The 17,064-nt window shown below is 69.9% G+C and carries 10 protein-coding genes; 6 read left to right on the top strand and 4 right to left on the bottom strand.

The genetic code is table 11. The features are described from left to right. Nucleotides 1-2: 2 nt before the first annotated feature. From JF781_RS15545 to JF781_RS15520, 6 genes are read left to right on the top strand one after another with little or no spacing between them, the layout of a single operon-like run. Entirely contained in the window at nucleotides 3-1,226 is a 1,224-nt protein-coding gene (locus JF781_RS15545; protein WP_225328350.1) for an MCE family protein, read from the top strand. Next, nucleotides 1,223-2,254, top strand: a complete 1,032-nt coding sequence (locus JF781_RS15540; RefSeq protein WP_225328349.1) for a virulence factor Mce family protein — start codon at nucleotides 1,223-1,225, stop codon at nucleotides 2,252-2,254. Before JF781_RS15545 ends, JF781_RS15540 begins: the two co-directional genes overlap by 4 nt. After that, complete coding sequence (locus JF781_RS15535; protein ID WP_225328348.1) at nucleotides 2,251-3,714, top strand: virulence factor Mce family protein; 1,464 nt, start codon at nucleotides 2,251-2,253, stop codon at nucleotides 3,712-3,714. The genes JF781_RS15540 and JF781_RS15535 overlap by 4 nt, the downstream gene beginning before the upstream one ends. Continuing rightward, nucleotides 3,711-5,213 (top strand): virulence factor Mce family protein, encoded by a 1,503-nt coding sequence (locus JF781_RS15530; protein WP_225328347.1) that lies wholly within the window; start codon nucleotides 3,711-3,713, stop codon nucleotides 5,211-5,213. Before JF781_RS15535 ends, JF781_RS15530 begins: the two co-directional genes overlap by 4 nt. Nucleotides 5,214-5,254: 41 nt before the next feature. After that, on the top strand, nucleotides 5,255-6,385 hold the full coding sequence (locus tag JF781_RS15525; RefSeq protein ID WP_225328346.1) for a virulence factor Mce family protein: 1,131 nt from the start codon (nucleotides 5,255-5,257) through the stop codon (nucleotides 6,383-6,385). Between the two features lie 3 nt (nucleotides 6,386-6,388). Next, nucleotides 6,389-7,939, top strand: coding sequence for an MCE family protein (locus tag JF781_RS15520; protein WP_225328345.1), 1,551 nt, complete (start codon nucleotides 6,389-6,391; stop codon nucleotides 7,937-7,939). A 23-nt stretch (nucleotides 7,940-7,962) separates the two neighbouring features. Here the strand turns inward: JF781_RS15520 and JF781_RS15515 are convergent, their stop codons facing one another. Genes JF781_RS15515 through recC form a run of 4 tightly spaced genes read right to left on the bottom strand, consistent with a single transcriptional unit; the run spans nucleotide 7,963 to nucleotide 17,028 of the window. Then, nucleotides 7,963-8,703 (bottom strand): TVP38/TMEM64 family protein, encoded by a 741-nt coding sequence (locus tag JF781_RS15515; protein ID WP_225328344.1) that lies wholly within the window; start codon nucleotides 8,701-8,703, stop codon nucleotides 7,963-7,965. Next, on the bottom strand, nucleotides 8,700-10,421 hold the full coding sequence (gene recD / locus JF781_RS15510; protein ID WP_374109709.1) for an exodeoxyribonuclease V subunit alpha: 1,722 nt from the start codon (nucleotides 10,419-10,421) through the stop codon (nucleotides 8,700-8,702). Before recD ends, JF781_RS15515 begins: the two co-directional genes overlap by 4 nt. Beyond that, nucleotides 10,418-13,720, bottom strand: a complete 3,303-nt coding sequence (recB, locus tag JF781_RS15505; protein ID WP_225328343.1) for an exodeoxyribonuclease V subunit beta — start codon at nucleotides 13,718-13,720, stop codon at nucleotides 10,418-10,420. Before recB ends, recD begins: the two co-directional genes overlap by 4 nt. Next, nucleotides 13,720-17,028: an exodeoxyribonuclease V subunit gamma gene (recC, locus tag JF781_RS15500; RefSeq protein ID WP_225328342.1), complete on the bottom strand. Its 3,309-nt coding sequence runs from the start codon at nucleotides 17,026-17,028 to the stop codon at nucleotides 13,720-13,722. Before recC ends, recB begins: the two co-directional genes overlap by 1 nt. Nucleotides 17,029-17,064 lie beyond the last annotated feature (36 nt).

Raw genomic sequence — 17,064 nt, 5'->3', positions numbered from 1 at the left:
CCATGACGACGCCGATGCCGCGGAATCGCCGACGCGCGTGGGTGTACGTCGAGGGCGTGATCCTGGTCGTGGTCTGCGGGCTGGTCTTGCTACTGGTATATCTGCAGTTTCGGGGGGAGTTCACACCCAAGACCGAGCTCACGATGGTCGCCACGCGGGCGGGCCTGGTGATGGAGCCGGGTTCCAAAGTCACCTACAACGGCGTCGAGATCGGCCGGGTGGCCGCCATCTCCGAGATCGAGCGCGACGGTGCGCCGGCGGCCAAGCTGACATTGGACGTGGATCCACGCTCCGTCGACCTGATTCCGGCGAACGTGGTGGCCAACATCGAGGCGGCCACCCTGTTCGGCAACAAGTACGTGTCACTGACATCGCCGATCGCACCGGAAAAGCCCGCAGGGCGGCGCATCTCACCGCATGACGTGATCGACGCGCGGTCGGTGACCACCGAATTCAACACGTTGTTCGAGACGGTCACCTCGATAGCCGAGAAAGTGAATCCGATCGAGCTGAACGCGACGCTGTCCGCGCTGGCGCAGGCGCTGGACGGGCTGGGAGGCAGGTTCGGTGAATCCATCGTCAACGGGAATGCCATTCTGGCGCAGTTGAATCCACGGATGCCCCAGATCCGCCATGACGTGCGGCGGTTGGCGGACCTGGCCGACGCATACACCAGGGCCTCACCCGACCTGTTCGACTTTCTGCGCAACGCGGTGACCACCGCGCGCACCCTGACCCGACAGCAGGGGGACCTGGACGCCGCGCTGTTGGCGGCGGTGGGCGTCGGGCGCAACGGCGAAGACATCTTCGCCAGGGGCGGGCCGTATCTCGCGCGCGGCGCCGCCGATCTGGTGCCCACCGCCGACCTCCTCGACACCTACAGCCCCGAACTGTTCTGCATGGTCCGCAACTTCCACGACGCCGCCCCGGAAGTCGCGAAAGCGGCGGGCGGCAACGGCTATTCGTTGGCGGCCGCCGGGTCCATCATCGGTGCGCCCAATCCCTACGTGTATCCCGACAACCTGCCGCGGGTGAACGCCCGTGGGGGCCCGGGCGGGCGGCCCGGCTGCTGGCAGAAGATCACCCGAGAACTCTGGCCCGCCCCGTACCTGGTCATGGACACCGGCGCCAGCGTCGCGCCCTACAACCACTTCGAGATCGGTCAGCCGCTGGCCACCGAATACGTCTGGGGACGCCAATACGGGGAGAACACGATCAACCCATGAAGACCACTCATACGGCAGTCAAACTCGGCATCTTCTGGTTGGTGCTGGCGATGTTCACCGTGATGATCATCATCGTGTTCGGCCAGGTGCGATTCGATCGCACCACCGGGTACGTCGCGGCCTTCACCGACGCGAGCGGATTGCGGGAGGGGCAATTCGTGCGCGCGTCGGGGGTCGAGGTCGGCAAGGTCTCCAAGGTGACGCTGACCGACCGGGACACGCGGGTGTTGGTGGAGTTCAACGTGGATCGCACGCTGCCACTGGACCGGGCGACGACCGCTTCGATCCGCTACCTCAACCTGATCGGCGACCGCTACCTGGAGCTCAAACACGGCAACAGCGGCCAACGGCTGCCCCCGGGTGGCATGATCCCGCTCGAGCGCACCCAGCCGGCACTGGATCTCGACGCGCTGATCGGAGGATTCCGCCCGCTTTTCAAGGCTTTGGATCCGAACAAGGTCAACAGCATCGCCCAGTCGATCATCACCGTGTTCGGTGGGCAGGGTGCGACCATCAACGACATCCTCGACCAGACCGCCGCACTGACGGGGGCGCTGGCCGACCGCGACAAGGCGATCGGTGAGGTCATCAACAACCTGAATACCGTGCTGGCCACCACCGTCAAGCACGAGAAGGAATTCGACCGAACGGTCGACAAATTGGAACTGCTCATCACCGGATTGAAGAACAGGGCCGATCCGCTGGCCGCGGCGGTGGCACACATCAGCGACGCGGCGGGAACCGTGGCCGATCTGCTCCGCGACGAACGGCCGGTGCTGCACGACACGCTCGGACACCTCGAGGGCATCGAGCAATCGCTCATCAACGACCTGCCGACGGTCGACGACGTGCTGGCCAAACTGCCGAACGCGTTCCGTGTGATCGGCCGTGCCGGCGGCATTTACGGCGACTTCTACAACTTCTACCTGTGTGACATCTCGGTCAAGGTCAACGGGTTACAGCCCGGCGGTCCGGTACGCACGGTCAAACTCTTCGGGCAGCCGACCGGGAGGTGCACGCCGCAATGAGGACGCTGACGGAGTTCAACCGCACCCGCGTCGGTCTGATGGGCACGCTGGTGACGCTGCTCGTTGTCGGTGTGGGACAGAGTTTCACCAGCGTGCCGATGCTGTTCGCCACGCCGACCTACTACGCCCAATTCGTCGACACCGGTGGCATCAGCCCCGGCGACAAGGTGGAAATCGCCGGGGTGAACGTCGGATTGGTGCGCTCGCTGGAGATCCGCGGCGACCGTGTCCTGGTTGGCTTTTCGATGCCCGGCAAGACGATCGGGGCGCAAAGCCGCGCCGCGATCCGCACCGACACCTTCCTGGGGCGCAAAAACATGGCGATACAGCCCCGCGGCTCGGATCCGCTCCGGCCCAACGGGATCATCCCCTCGGCCCAGACCACGACGCCGTATCAGATCTACGACGCGTTCGTCGATGTCACGAAGGCGGCGACGGACTGGAACATCGACGTCGTCAAGCGGTCGCTGAACGTGTTGTCCGAGACGTTCGATCAGACCGCGCCGCACCTGAAGGCCGCCCTCGACGGCGTGGCCAAGTTCTCGGGCACCATCGGGAATCGGGACGACCAGATCAAGCAGTTACTGGCGAACGCCGACAAGATCACTCGCGTCATCGGCGACCGCAGCCAACAGGTCGACGGGCTGCTGGTCAACGCCAACACGCTGCTTTCCGCGTTCCGCGAGCGCAGCCAGGCGCTGAGCGTTCTGCTGAGCAACGTGTCGGCGGTGTCCACCCAGGTGTCCGGATTCATCAAGGAAAACCCCAACGCGCACCACGTGTTACAGCAGTTGGGCACGGTCAGCGACGAGTTGGTCAAACGCAAAAAGGAGCTGTCCGACGTGCTCGTGCTGGTCAGCAGATACACCGCGTCCCTGACCGAGGCGGTCGCGTCCGGGCCGTTCTTCAAGGCGATCGTGGCGAATCTGCTGCCCTACCAAGTCCTTCAGCCGTGGGTCGACGCGGCGTTCAAGAAGCGGGGCATCGACCCGGAGAACTTCTGGCGCAGCGCCGGATTACCGGAGTTCCGCTGGCCCGACCCCAACGGAACCCGATTTCCCAACGGCGCACCGCCGCCGGCGCCGCCGGTGCTGGAGGGCACCCCGGAGCATCCGGGGCCGGCCGTGCCGCCGGGATCGCCGTGTTCGTACACCCCCGCGGCCGATAACCCGCCACGGCCCGGAAATCCGTTGCCCTGCGCGGCTTCCGAGCACGGCCCGTTCGGCCCGGTCCCCGGCGGCTTTCCGGCGCCACTGGACGTCGGGCCATCGCAGCCAAACCCTTACGGCCCCCCGCCGGGCCCCGGCATCCCGTCCGCGGGCCGCCCGGGTGAGGCGCCGCCGGACGTTCCCGGCACCCCGGTGCCGCTTCCCGCGCACGCCCCGCCGGGATCGCGCACCGAGAATCTGAACCCGGCGCCGTCCGTCGCGCCCGGCGGGACGGGAGGTAGCGACCGGTGAGCACCATCTTCGACATCCGCAGCCTGCGATTGCCCCGACTGTCTGCCCGGGTCGTGATCAGCGCGGCGTTGGCGGCGATCTTCGTCCTCGTCGCCGCCGCCGCCGGGGTGCAGCTCTACCGGAAGCTGACCACCACCACCGTCGTCGCGTACTTTTCCGAGACCCTGGCGCTGTACCCGGGCGACAGGGTTCAGATCATGGGCGTGCGGGTCGGTTCGATCGACAAGATCGAGCCGGCCGGCGACAAGATGCGAGTCACGTTGCACTACAACAACAAGTACAAGGTGCCCGCCAAGGCCACCGCCGTGATTCTCAACCCCAGCCTGGTGGCCTCGCGCACCATCCAGTTGTCACCGCCCTACACCGGCGGCCCAGTGCTGACCGACGGCGAGGTCATCCCGATCGAGCGCACCCAGGTGCCCGTCGAGTGGGATCAGCTGCGGGACTCCATCAACGGCATCCTGCGGCAGCTCGGGCCCACACCCCAGCAGCCGGCGGGGCCGTTCGGCGATGTCATCGAATCGGCCGCGGACAACCTGGCCGGCAAGGGCAGGCAGGTCAACGAAACCCTGAACAGCCTGTCGCAGGCGCTGACCGCCCTCAACGAGGGCCGGGGCGACTTCGTCGCGATCACCAAAAGCCTGGCCCAGTTCGTCACCGCGCTCTACCAGCACAAGCAACAGTTCGTCGCGCTCAACGACAACCTGGCCCAGTTCACCGACTGGTTCACCAAATCCGACCACGACGTCGGCGACACCATCACCCATCTCGACGACGTGCTCGACGCCGCGCGAAAGTTCCTGAGCGACAACGGGGCAACGCTGTCCCATGATGTCGACAACCTCGCCGACGTGACCACCACAATCCTGCAACCCGAGCCGCGGGATGGCCTGGAAACCGCCTTGCACGTGCTGCCCACCTTTGCGGGCAACTTCAACAACCTCTACGAACCCGCACACAGCTCGCTGGTGGGCCTGTTCGTGTTCCCCAACTTCGCCAACCCCGTTCATTTCATCTGCAGCGCCATTCAGGCCGGCAGCCGGCTGGGTTATCAGGACTCGGCCGAGCTGTGCGCGCAGTATCTGGCGCCGGTGCTCGACGCCATCAAATTCAACTACCCGCCGGCCAGCTTGAACTTGTTCAACTCGGCGGCCACCCTGCCCAAGGAGGTGGCGTATTCCGAAGAGCGACTGCGCCCCCCGCCCGGATACAAGGACACCACCGTCCCGGGGATCTTCTCGCGCGACACACCCTTTTCGCACGGCAACCACGAGCCGGGCTGGGTGGTCGCGCCAGGGATGCAGGGCACGCACGTCCAGCCGGCCACCGCCGGCATGCTCACCCCCGAATCGCTGACCGAGCTCATGGGCGGTCAGGACATCGCCGCGCCCCCGCCGGCGGGGGCCACCGCGCCGGGACCGCCGAACGCCTACGACGAGTCGAATCCCGCACCCCCGCCGTGGTTTCCGCGGCCGGCACAGCCGGGGCCCGGCCAGTGAACGCGAACGGCAAGCCGACGAAAACACCACTGCGGCGAGCCATGGTCGGAGCTGGCCGCCGCGGCCTCGTCTGCCTGCTGGCGGCGATGTTGACGTCCTGCAATTGGCGCGGCATCGCCGACGTGCCGCTACCGATCGGCCGCGGCACCGGCGGCGACCATGTGACGATTTACGTACAGATGCCGGACACGCTGGCGCTGAACACCAATAGCCGGGTGCGGGTCGCCGACGTCTGGGTCGGCACGGTGCGTGCGATCACCCTGAAGAACTGGATCGCCACCCTGCGGCTGGACCTCGATCCCGGCGTGAAGCTCCCCGCGAATGCGACCGCCAGGATCGGCCAGACCAGTCTGCTGGGCACCCAGCACGTCGAACTGGCCGCGCCGAAAAACCCGTCCGCTCAGCAATTGAAGAGCGGCGACACCATTCCCCTGAGGAATTCCTCGGCCTACCCGACCGTCGAACGAACGCTGGCGAGCGTCGCGGTGATCCTCAATGGCGGCGGCATCGCGAACCTCGACGCGATCCAAACCGAGATCGTCAAGGTCCTCGATGGGCACGCCGATCAGATCCGCGAATTCCTCGGTCGATTGGACACTTTCATCACCGAACTGAACCGCCAGCGTGACGACCTCACCCGCGCGATCGATTCGACCAACCAACTCCTGACCATCTTCGCGAACCGGAAGGACACGCTGGACCGGGTCCTGACCGACATCCCGCCGCTGATCCAGCATTTCGCCGACACCCGCGAACTGTTCGCCAACGCCACCGAATCCCTGGGGCGGTTCAGCAGCGCCGCCGACCGCGCCTTGACCGACGCCAGGCCCAACCTGCACCGCAGCCTACGGTCGCTGCAGCGGCCGCTCGGCCAACTCGTCCTGGCCTCCCCGTTCCTGGCCGGCGCGCTGAAATTGGGCCTCACCGCGCCGTTCAACATCGACGACGTCGCCCAGGTGATCCGCGGCGACTACGTCAACGTCTCCGCCGCGCTCGACCTGACGCTTTCCACCATCGACAACACGATGCTGACCGGCACCGGACTGTCCGGGGCGCTGCGGGCGCTCGAGCAGTCGTGGGGACGGGACCCGGACACCATGATCCCGGACGTCCGCTATACGCCGAACCCCAACGACGCCCCGGGTGGGCCGCTGGTCGAAAGGGGCGAATGAAAGATGTTGCCCCGCTTGATCAAAACCCAGCTGGCGCTCCTGACGGCGGTGGCGGTGGCCGCGGTGGTAATTCTCGGCTGGTACTACCTGCGGATACCGAGCCTGGCCGGTGTCGGCCGGTACACCCTGTATGCCGAATTGCCGCAGTCGGGGGGCCTGTATCGAACGGCCAACGTCACCTACCGGGGGATCACCATCGGCAAGGTCACCGGCGTCGCACCGACCGAGCGCGGCGCGCGCGCCACGATGAGCATCGAGAACGGCTACCAGATACCGGCCGACGCTTCGGCCAACGTGCATTCGGTCTCGGCGGTGGGGGAGCAATACATCGACCTGGTATCGAGCGCCAACCGGGGCCCGTACCTGGCCAATGGTCAGACGATCAGCAAGAGCACGGTTCCCAGCCAGATCGGTCCCGCGCTCGATGCCGCCAACCGTGGGCTGGCGGTGCTGCCGAAGGACAAGATCGCCTCACTGCTCTACGAGACGTCGCAGGCCCTCGGGGGGCTGGGGCCGTCGCTGCGACGGCTGGTGGACGCCACCCAGGCGATCGCCCACGACTTCCGCGGCAGCGTCGACGATGTCGACGACATCATCGAACGCTCGGCGCCCATCATCGACAGCCAGGCCGATTCGGCTGACACGATCGGCCGTTGGGCTGCCAATCTGAACACGCTGGCCGCGCAGACCGCGCAGCACGATCAGGCGGTGCGAAGCATTCTGGCCAACGCGGCGCCGACGGCCGCGCAGGTGAACACCACCTTCGGTGACGTGCGGGAGTCGTTGCCGCAGACGCTGGCCAATCTCGAGGTCGTGATCGACATGCTCAAGCGCTACCACAACGGTGTTGAGCAGGCGCTGGTGTTCTTGCCGCAGTCGGGCGCGATCGCCCAGTCGGTGACTGCGCAGTCTCCCGGCCAGGCCGCCCTCGGCGTCGGCGCCATCTCACTCAACCAGCCGCCGCCGTGCCTCACCGGCTTCCTGTCGGCATCGGAGTGGCGGTCGCCGGCGGATACCGGCACCGCGCCGCTGCCGGCGGGCACCTACTGCAAGATTCCGATGGACGCGACGAATGTGGTTCGCGGAGCGCGCAATTACCCCTGCGTGGACCGGCCCGGTAAACGGGCGGCGACCCCGCGCGAGTGCCGCAGCCCCGAACCCTATGCGCCGCTCGGCACCAACCCCTGGTACGGCGACCCCGATCAGATCCTCACCTGCCCCGCGCCCAGCGCGCGTTGTGACCAACCGGTGAAACCGGGTCAGGTGATTCCGGCGCCGTCGGTCAACAACGGCCTCAACCCCTTGCCAGCGGATCGGCTGCCGGGCACGCCGCCGCCGATCAGCGATCCGCTGCAGCGGCCGGGATCGGGCACCGTCTGGTGCAACGGGCAGCAGCCGAACCCGTGCACCTACACGCCGAGCGCGCTGCCCACGGCGCTTTACGACGTGCGCAGCGGCAAAGTCGTGGGTCCCGACGGCGTGGTCTATTCCGTTGCGAATTCGGCCAATGTCGGCGACGAGGGGTGGAAGACGATGCTGGGCCCGGCTCGCTGAAAACCGGCGAGCGCGTTCCGGTGTTACGAATCCGGGCGCGAGGCGTGGTCGCGCTCGCGGCCGTGCCCACGCCATTTCCGGTACCCGCGATGCGCGGCGAACGCGCCGACGATGGCGCTCACGCACCACACCGCGATCGCCGCGTACGCCAGCGGCGACGACCGGTTGCCGATCGAGGCGCCCAGCGCGGTATAGACGAATGCCCGCGGAACCGAACCGATGAACGCGCCAACGGCCATCTGCCACAACGGGACTCCGAACGCCCCGAACGCGTACGAGGCCAGCGCATCCGAGATCCCGGGGACGAACCGCTGCCCGACGACCGCCCACAGTCCGCGGCGCCCGATCAGGGCGTCGACGCGGTCGGCCCGCCGCGCGCCCAGCAGCGCGCGGGCGCTGTCGCGGCCCGCCCGGCGGCCGGCGAAACTCGCCACGATCGCCGTGCCCACCGTCGCGCCCAGCGTCACGAACACGCCCAGTAGCGGACCGAACAACAACCCGCTGCCCGCGGCGAGGATCGAGCCCGGCACGAACAGCGCGCCGGCCACGGCCGAGACCACGACGTAGGTCAGCGGGGCGGCCGGCCCGGTGGCCGACACCACCCGCCGGATCTCCTCGATGTCGATGACGTGCGCGACGGCCACCAGATAGAACACCACGGCCAGAAACGCCGCGAACACGGCGAGCCGCACGAGGGGGCCGCGCCGCGACACGGGTTGCGTTGTGGGGGCGGGACCGTCGCCGTCGTCCCCGCCGGCGGTCACGTCGCGGCGGCGTCGGCCCGCAGCCGCTGCCGCAATCCGGTGGCCCGCATCGCCCGGCGCTCGATCGCCGCGCGCACCGAGGCCTCGGGCCCCACCACCCGCACCCTGGTCTGCGCCCGGGTCACGGCCGTGTAGAACAGTTCCCGCGTCAGTAGCCGCGAATCCTCCGGCGGTATCAACACGGTCACCTCATCGGCCTGGCTGCCCTGACTCTTGTGGATGGTCATGGCGTGCATCGTCTCCACCTCGCCGAGGCGGCTGGTCGCGAAGTCTAGCGGCCCGGCCGCGCCGGCGATGACCGCCCGCAGGCCCTCCGCGCCGGCGACCGCCACCCCGGTGTCGCCGTTGTAGAGCCGCAGCCCGTAGTCGTTCGCCGTCACCAGCAGCGGGCGCCCGGCGTACCACTGCGACCACGCCGGCTGTCCGGTCGCCTCGGCAATCCACTTCTGCACCAGCGTGTTCCAGTGCGCCGCCCCGTACGGCCCCTCCCGGTGGGCGCACAGTAGCCGGTGTTCGTCGAGCGTGGCCAACGCCTCGTGGGTCGCGCCCAGCAGCGCGGCCGACCGTAGCCGCAGCGCGTGCGCGACCAGCACCTCGCGCAGCCGGTCGGCCGGGCGCGGTGAATCCACCCACTCGACATGCTCACCGCCGGCCGCGAGCAGCTCCACCACCCGGTCCGCGTCGCCGACCCGGATCGCTTCGGCCAGCGCGCCGATCGACGTGCCGAATCGGTGCGGCGTGCGCAGCGCGGCGACCCGCACGTCGTCGCGGGCGGCCAGCCCGTCCACCAGGTCGGCCAGCACGGCGCCCGCCTCCACCGACGCCAACTGGTCCGGGTCGCCGACCAGAATCAGCCGGGAATCCGGCCGCACCGCCTCGGCCAGCCGGGCCATCATCGTCAACGAGACCATCGACGTCTCGTCGACCACGACGACGTCGTGCGGCAGCCGATTGGCGCGATTGTGCCTGAACCGCACCGACGTATCGGGCCGGGGACCCAGCAGCCGGTGCAGCGTGGTCCCCGGCAGGCCGGCCAGGCGCGCCCGGTCCACCGCGCCGAGCCCTTCGGCTCCCGCGGCCACCGCCTCGGCCAGCCGGGCGGCCGCCTTGCCGGTCGGCGCCGCCAGCGCGATCCGGGGTCGCGACAGGCCGGCCCGCTCGGCGTGCTCGACCAGCAGCGCGAGCAGCCGGGCGATCGTCGTGGTCTTCCCGGTGCCGGGGCCGCCGGTCAGCACGGTCACCGCCTGCGACACCGCGATTTCGGCGGCCGCCCGCTGCTCTTCGAACCCGGGGCCGAAAAGCCGGTCATAGCTTGATGATTCGACGGATACGGGGGCGGCCGAAAGGGCCAGCAGGTCGGTGCACACCTGCTCCTCCTCGAGCCAATACCGGTCGAAGTACAGCAGATCGCCGAAGAACCGCAGCACCGGCGGCGGCCCCAGCAACGCGCTGGCCCGCACCGCCGCCAGCCAGTCGTCGGCGCTGGGCCACGGCAGGTCGGCCTCGCCGACCTGTGCGGGCGCCGCGCGCAGATCCACGCACACCGAACCGCCCCGCAGCGCGCGCACCACCAGCGCGACCGCCAGCGCCACCCGCTCGTCGGATTCACCGGTCAGCGCGGTGAGCCGTTGCGCCACATGGATATCCGCGGCCTCGAACACACCGGCGTCGCTGAACGTGCGCAGCAACCCGGTCGCGTACATCACCTCCACCGTCACGCGGGCACCGCCCGGGCGTCGAGCAGGTCCGACAGGGCCGTGATCAACGACGGCGGCGGGCGCAAACTGAAGACGCCGGCCGGGTGCCCGTCGAGCACCGGGGTGTCCGCGCCGCACATGCCGCGCACGAACAGGTACAGGACACCACCGAGGTGCCGGCCCGGGTCGTAATCGCCTACCCGCCAACGCAAGAACCGGTGCAGCACCGCGCAGTACAGCAGCGCCTGCAGCGGATAGTCCGAATGCAGCATCGCCTCCGCCATCCGTGGCCGGTCATAATCGGCGGCCGTCAGCGGCCGCTCCGGATCCCCGAGCCGGTTGGTCTTGTAGTCCACCACCACGAAGCGGTGCCCCGCGCCGTCGGGAACGCGGAGCACCGCGTCGATCGAGCCGGTGAGGTACCCGCGCAACGCTTGGTCACCGAGCGCGGGGTCCGTCAGCCGATCGGCATAGGAGGCCAGCGGATCGTCGGCCGGCAGGTGCTCGCGCAACAGCGGCGCCAGATCCGCCAGCCGGGCCTGCGGTCCCGCCGACGGCCGGTCGCCGCCGGCCAGGGGTAGCTCGAAGTCCAGTTCCCGCAACCGATCCGACAGCCCGATGTGGCGCAGCGTCAGCCCACCCGCCAGGGGCCCCAGCGGTGTGTCGTGCATCGGCACCATCGCGGACGCCAGCTCCTCGGGCGCCGCGGCGACCGGCCACCACGCCGAATGCTCCCGGATCTGCGCCTCCAGCTCGGCGGCCAGGTCCGCGGCGAAAGGGTCGGCCGTCTCCAGCACGGCGTGCACCAGGGAGCCGAACGTCGCGCCCGCCGGAAGGTCCGCCATCGGCGAGGGCACGTCCGGCCCGGCGACCGGGGAGGTCAACGGGATGTCGCCGACCTCGTCGTCGAGTCCGGCGACGTCGGGTTCGCTGCTGACCCCGCTGGCCTGAGCCAGCCGGATCAGGCCGGAATAGGAGGTGCGCCGCCAGGTGGTGTCGATGGCACGGTGGAAGTGGCGGCTGTCCAGGTGCCTGGGCACCGGCGCCGGCGGCAGCGACGGGGCGGGCGCCACCACCGAGTCCTCGATGACCGGCCCGCCGGCGGTCTCCCACTCGCGCAACCGGGCCAGGGCGTCGTCGTCGGAGACCTTCGCGGGTTCACATCGGTCCGGAACGACCGGATCGCCGGGCCGTCGGCCGCGCAGCAGCCGCGACAGGCCGCCGTTGGGTTCGTTGTACGCCGGTGACCACCACGCCACCACCTGGGTCTGCGCCCGGGTCAACGCGACGTAGGTCAGCCTGCTGTCATCGCTGGCGTCCTCTTTACGGCCCAGCCGCTCAACGGTTTTGAAGTCAGGGCTGTCCTTGCCGCCGACGTGCAGGCAACGCGTGCCGTCCTCGTCGTGGAACAGCACCACATCGCTGTCCTGGGTGTTGCGGTTGAACGCGAACGGCAGGTACACGATCGGGTATTGCAGGCCCTTGCTGACGAAGACGGTCATGATCTGGACGGCGGCGGCGTCGCTGTCGAGCCGGCGGTTGCGTTCGGGGGCGCCGCCGCGCTCGTCGCGTTGCCGGCGCAGCCAGTCGCGCAGCGCCGGCAGGCTGTAATGCTCGCGGTGCGCGACCTCCTGCAGCAGCTGGGTGACGTGCGCCAGGTCGGTCATGTGCCGCTCGCCGCCGCGCCAGCCGAGCACGCGGTCCCGCATCCCGAGCAGCTGGGCGGCTTCGAAGATGGCGGCGACGCCGCGTTCGCGCGCGTGGCCGGCCCACTCCCGCAGCGTTTTTGCGATCCGGTCCGTGAGGGCGTCCCCGCCGGCCGCCAGCGTCTGGGCCGTCTCGCCGAAGAACATCGTCGCCGCGGCGGCGCGCACCATGCCGGGCCGGTGCGGTTGGTCGAAGGCCTCCAGCAGGCACAACCAGTCCTCGGCGGCCTCGGAGGTGAACACGTCGGTGTTGCCGGTGTAGACCGCGGGAACGCCCGCGGCGCACAGGGCCTCGAAGCAGGCGTGCGCGTCCCGGTGCCGTTCCACGATGACGGCGATGTCGCGGGCCTGCAGCGGTTTACCGTCGAACGTGGCGCCGGCGGCGAGCAGGGCGCGGATGTCGGCGGCGAGATCGGCGCCGATGTGTTCCCGCAACTCGTCGATGGGCAGGTTCTGAATGCCGCGGCGGCCCAGGGTCTTTCGCGACACAACCCGTAGCCGAAACGGATCGTTGCGGGGCGCGCCGGCGAGCCGATGGCCCCGGTGCCGCGCGCCGACGTCGTGCACCACGATCGCGGGATCACCGAGCTGGGCGCCGCGCAGCACCACCTGCAGCCGCGCCACCAGCGCGGAATCGCTGCGCCAGTTGGTGTCCAGCGTCATGCGCCGGCCCGCCGTCGCCGCCGCCCGCAGGTAGGTCACGATGTCGCCACCGCGGAACGCATAGATCGCCTGTTTGGGGTCGCCGATCAGGATCACGGTGGAGCGCCCGCTGAACGCGCGGTCGATCACCTGCCATTGCACCGGGTCGGTGTCCTGGAACTCGTCGACCATGACGATCGGCCAACGCTGATGCATGCGCAGCCGGGCGGGGGAGCCGTCGGCGGCCAGCGCCTCGGCCAGCCGGGTCAGCAGGTCGTCGTAGCCGAGGACGCCGAGGCGGCGCTTGCGCGTATCGAGTTCGGCCAGAACGTCATTGGCGAAGCGGAGGCTGACGGCGGCCCGCGAATCGGGGTCCGGGTCGCGCGGCCGCAGCTGGGTCGACGGGTTGTTGACCACCTCGCGGGCCAGCCGCAGCGCCTCGGAGTAATGCAGCGCCGGGTCGTCGCGTTCCTGCCCGAAGTGCGCCAGGTACAAGTCGTCGACGATCTCGGTCACCAGATCGTCGAGGTTGTCGAGCAGGGTCACGCTCGCGGCGGTGTCGCCGGCCACCCCGAGCGAGCGCAGCACCAGCTGGCAGAACTGGTGGGTGGTGGCGATGGTGGCCGCGTCGAAGCCGGCCAGCGCGTCGCGGAGGCGCTGCCGGCGCGCCTCGACCTGATCGGCGGTGCCGTCCAGCAGGTACGCCACCAGCTGGTTGTCGCCGACCGTCGACGGGTCGGCGAAAGCCCTTACCGCGTCGACGATTTGGCAGCGAACACGTTCCCTCAGCTCCTGGCTGGCGGCGCGGCCGAACGTGATGAGCAGCATCTGATCCAGGCTGGCCGCGCCGTCGGCGAGATACCGCGTCACCAGGCCGGCCAACGCGAACGTCTTGCCGGTGCCCGCGCTGGCCTCCAGCACGGTGGTGGAGCGCTCGGCCGGCAGCGGGCCCAACAGGTCGAAGCGTTCCATCAGATGAGCTTCCGTTCCGCGCGCAGCATCGGCAGCCACAGCCGGGCCGCGTAGGCGCCGAGCCGGTTGTCCTCGCCGTCGCACTCCTCGCCCGGCCGCACCGGCTGCATCAGGTCTTCCAGTTGAGCGCCGCGTCCCCACGCCCGCACATGCGCCGGCGCCTGGTCCTCGCCGGGGAAGCGGTCGCCGGACTTCCACCGCCGCCGCGCCTCGGCCGCCGGGTCGTCGCCGCCGTGCCGGGCGGCGGCCCACGCATAGGATGTCTTGATGGGCAACGGAATCGGCTCCCGTCGTCCCGCGTCGTAGATCGCCACCAACTCGCGCAGCACCTCGACGGGATCGGCGCCCGGCGGCCCCAGCCCCTCGACCCGGATGCTGGTGCCGCGGCGCATGCGGCCGATGCACACCGCCGACCAGTCGCGGCCGGGGTCGTGAGCGGTCAACGCCAGCAACGGAATCCACGACTCGAGCAGGTGCTTGCCGTCCAGCCTCGAATAGGTCACCGAGACCAATGCATCGTCATAGACCGGCGACACCGTGCCGGTGAGTCGCCGCCCGGCGCCCAGGTCGATGTCGACGTCGTAGGCGGTGGCCCCGGCCTGGTGGCGGCCTTGCCGATGCCGGATCGCCTCGATCGCCAGCGTCGCGGCCTGGTCGCGGATCTCGGTGACCTTGCGCCATCCCAGCTGGCCCGGCGGCAGTGTGCCGCGGCGCCACTCGGCTTGCCGCGCGTCGTCGGGGCTCATGCCGCGCAGGATGTCGCCCAGCATCCGGTCGCCGACGGTCCATTCTTCGAGGCCGCTGATGTCGACCGGCATGGCGTCCTGGACGCCGTCGACGTCGTAGGGCAGCGTGAATTCCAGGGCGCGGAAGAAGCCCTTGACCGGGTCTTTGAAGAAGCCGACGAGGTCGGCGAGGTTGATGTCGTCCGCCGGCGGGGGCGGCAGCGGCGCCGCGATGAACCTGGGTTGCTCGGTGTGTTCGCCGGCGGCCGCCCGCGCCGCCCGCAGCACCGTGGGGTCGAAACTGAACGGCACCCCCGGCACCAGTTCGCCGGGGATGACGTTGCGAATGTCGAACGGCTGCAAGGGATGCTCGACGACGACGCGGTGGCGCACCGTCTCCGGCGTGGTGATGTCGAGGGTATCCAGCAATTCGGCCAGCGGCACGGCGGGCGGGCGCGGCTGCCCCGAATATTCGTTGGCGCCGGTGTAGGTGATCACCAGTTTCTCGGTGGCGGCGCCGATCGCGTCGAGCAGCAATTGCCGGTCCTCCGAACGGATGTCGCGCTCCCCGGTCATCGGGCACGGGGCCAGCGCGTCGTCCCCGTCGGCGACGCCGAGACGCGGGAACAGCCCGTCGTCCAGGCCGACCAGGCACACCACCCGGTGGGGGACCGAGCGCATCGGCACCATGGTGCACACCGTGAGGGTGCCGGTGCGGAAGTTGGCCCGCGTCGGGCGTCCGGCCAGGTGCCGGGTCAGCAGCGCGCGAATGTCGGGCAGCCGCAGCACCGTGTCGCCCCGTGGCCCGGCCTGCCCCAGGACGGCGGCGAACTCCCGCCGCACCTGACCGGCCTGCCATTCGTCGGACTCGTGCACCCGCGTCAACAGCGTGGTGGCCTCGGCGAGGGTGGCCAGCCACTCGGTTAATGTCCTTGTGCCGGTGAGGGAGTCGACCACGTGCCGCAGCCGGGCGACGAATTCGGCGAACTGGCCGGCCAAGGGCACGCGATTGCTGCTCACGTCGTCGAGCGGCAGGGTGGAGTCGATCCAGGCGTTCGAGTCGTCGGACATCGCGACGCCGGCCAATATCCGGTCGATGCCGAAACGCCATGTGTTGTGCACGAAGTCGACGTGGTAGGGCCGCCGATGCTCCTGGTCCAGTCCCCACCGGATGTTGGCCTGCCGCACCCAGCGGGTGATGGCCTCCAGATCGTCGTCGGTGAAGCCGAACCGGGCGCGCACCGGCGCGGCCTGCGCCAGGTTGAGCACCTCGCTGGCGGTCACCCTGCCACCGGCGAGCCCCAGCAGTTGGGCGGCCACAGCCAGCAGCGGGTTGGTCTGGATCAGTGAGCGATCCGCCAGCCGCACCCGGAGCTGGTGGGCGGGGTGCGCGCCGTGCACCACGTCGCCGAGGCCGAAGTCGGCCACGATCAGCGGCGCGTAGGTTTCGATGTCCGGGCACATCACCAGGATGTCGCGCGGTTCGAGCGTGGGGTCGTCGGCCAACAGGCCGAGCAGCACCTCGCGCAGCACATCGACCTGGCGGGCCGGGCCGTGGCAGTTGTGGATCTGCACCGATCGGTCGTCGACGGCCAGCGAGCGGCCTTGCGGCCGGACGGCGTTGGCGGCGATGTCGGACTGGACCCAGCCGAGCAGCGTGTCCGGGCGCGCTTCCCCGGCCAGGTACTCGTCGGTCTGCGGGTCCGCCGGCAGGCCGCGCTGCAGCTCGCGCAGGTCCCGCCCCAGGGTGGCGAGCAGCGGATGGTTCACGGCGCGGTGGCTGGTGTCCTCGCGGCGGGGGATCGACCCGCGCGTGCGGGCCAGCGCGCGCCAGAGCCGGTCGCTGGGGTGCGGCAGCCACAGGTGCAGCTCGTGGTGGATGGCCAGCGCGGCCAGCAGCTCGGAGTCGGTGCGGGACAGCCGGGTGTGCCCGAACAGCGACAGCCGCGCGGGCAGGTCGCTGGGCGCCGCGGACAGCCGCGCGAGGGTCTTGGCGTGGCGAATGTGCGGTGGATCGGCCGCGACGCGCGACACCAGCGCCCGCCACAGCTCCGGCTGCCAGCGCAGGTCCTCGTCGAGATCGCCCGGGTCGCCGTCGGACCAGTCGATCAGCAGTTGCGGGCGCTGCCGCGCGTAGGAGGCGAACAGCCCCGACAACCGGCGCGCCACCTCGTAGCGCCGCCCCCGGCGCAGCTCGGCCTCCGCGCCGGTGTGGAAGTGACCGAGATGGGTTGCCAGCGTGCGGCACCACGGTTCGTCCAGCGAGTGATCGATCGCCTCCAGCAGGGGCCACACCATGGCCTCCGGCGACCACGGATCGTCGTCGGCGGTGCCGGCGATTTCGGCGATCAGCGAGCCGGGACTGCGGAACGCGACCCCGGCGCACACCCCGCCGGAAACCCCGCCGCCGCGCGCGCGACCGAGCACATGCGACAGCCGCTGGCTGAGCCAGCGTTCCACCCCGCGTGCCGGGACCACCACGAGCTCGGCGGCGAACGGGTCGGCCGGGGGATCGGCCAGCAGAGCGCCGAGGCCGTCGGCCAACAGATCGGTGCGCTCGGCGCGGTGCAGATGAAGCGGCATTGCGCTGTCACGATAAACCCCGGCGCCCGGGGCCGG

The organism is Mycobacterium sp. WUMAC-067, assembly GCF_020217485.1.
In the GTDB taxonomy this organism is placed as follows: domain Bacteria; phylum Actinomycetota; class Actinomycetes; order Mycobacteriales; family Mycobacteriaceae; genus Mycobacterium.
Note: the sequence above shows the minus strand (reverse complement) of the source record. Positions and strands in the feature narration are given on the sequence as shown.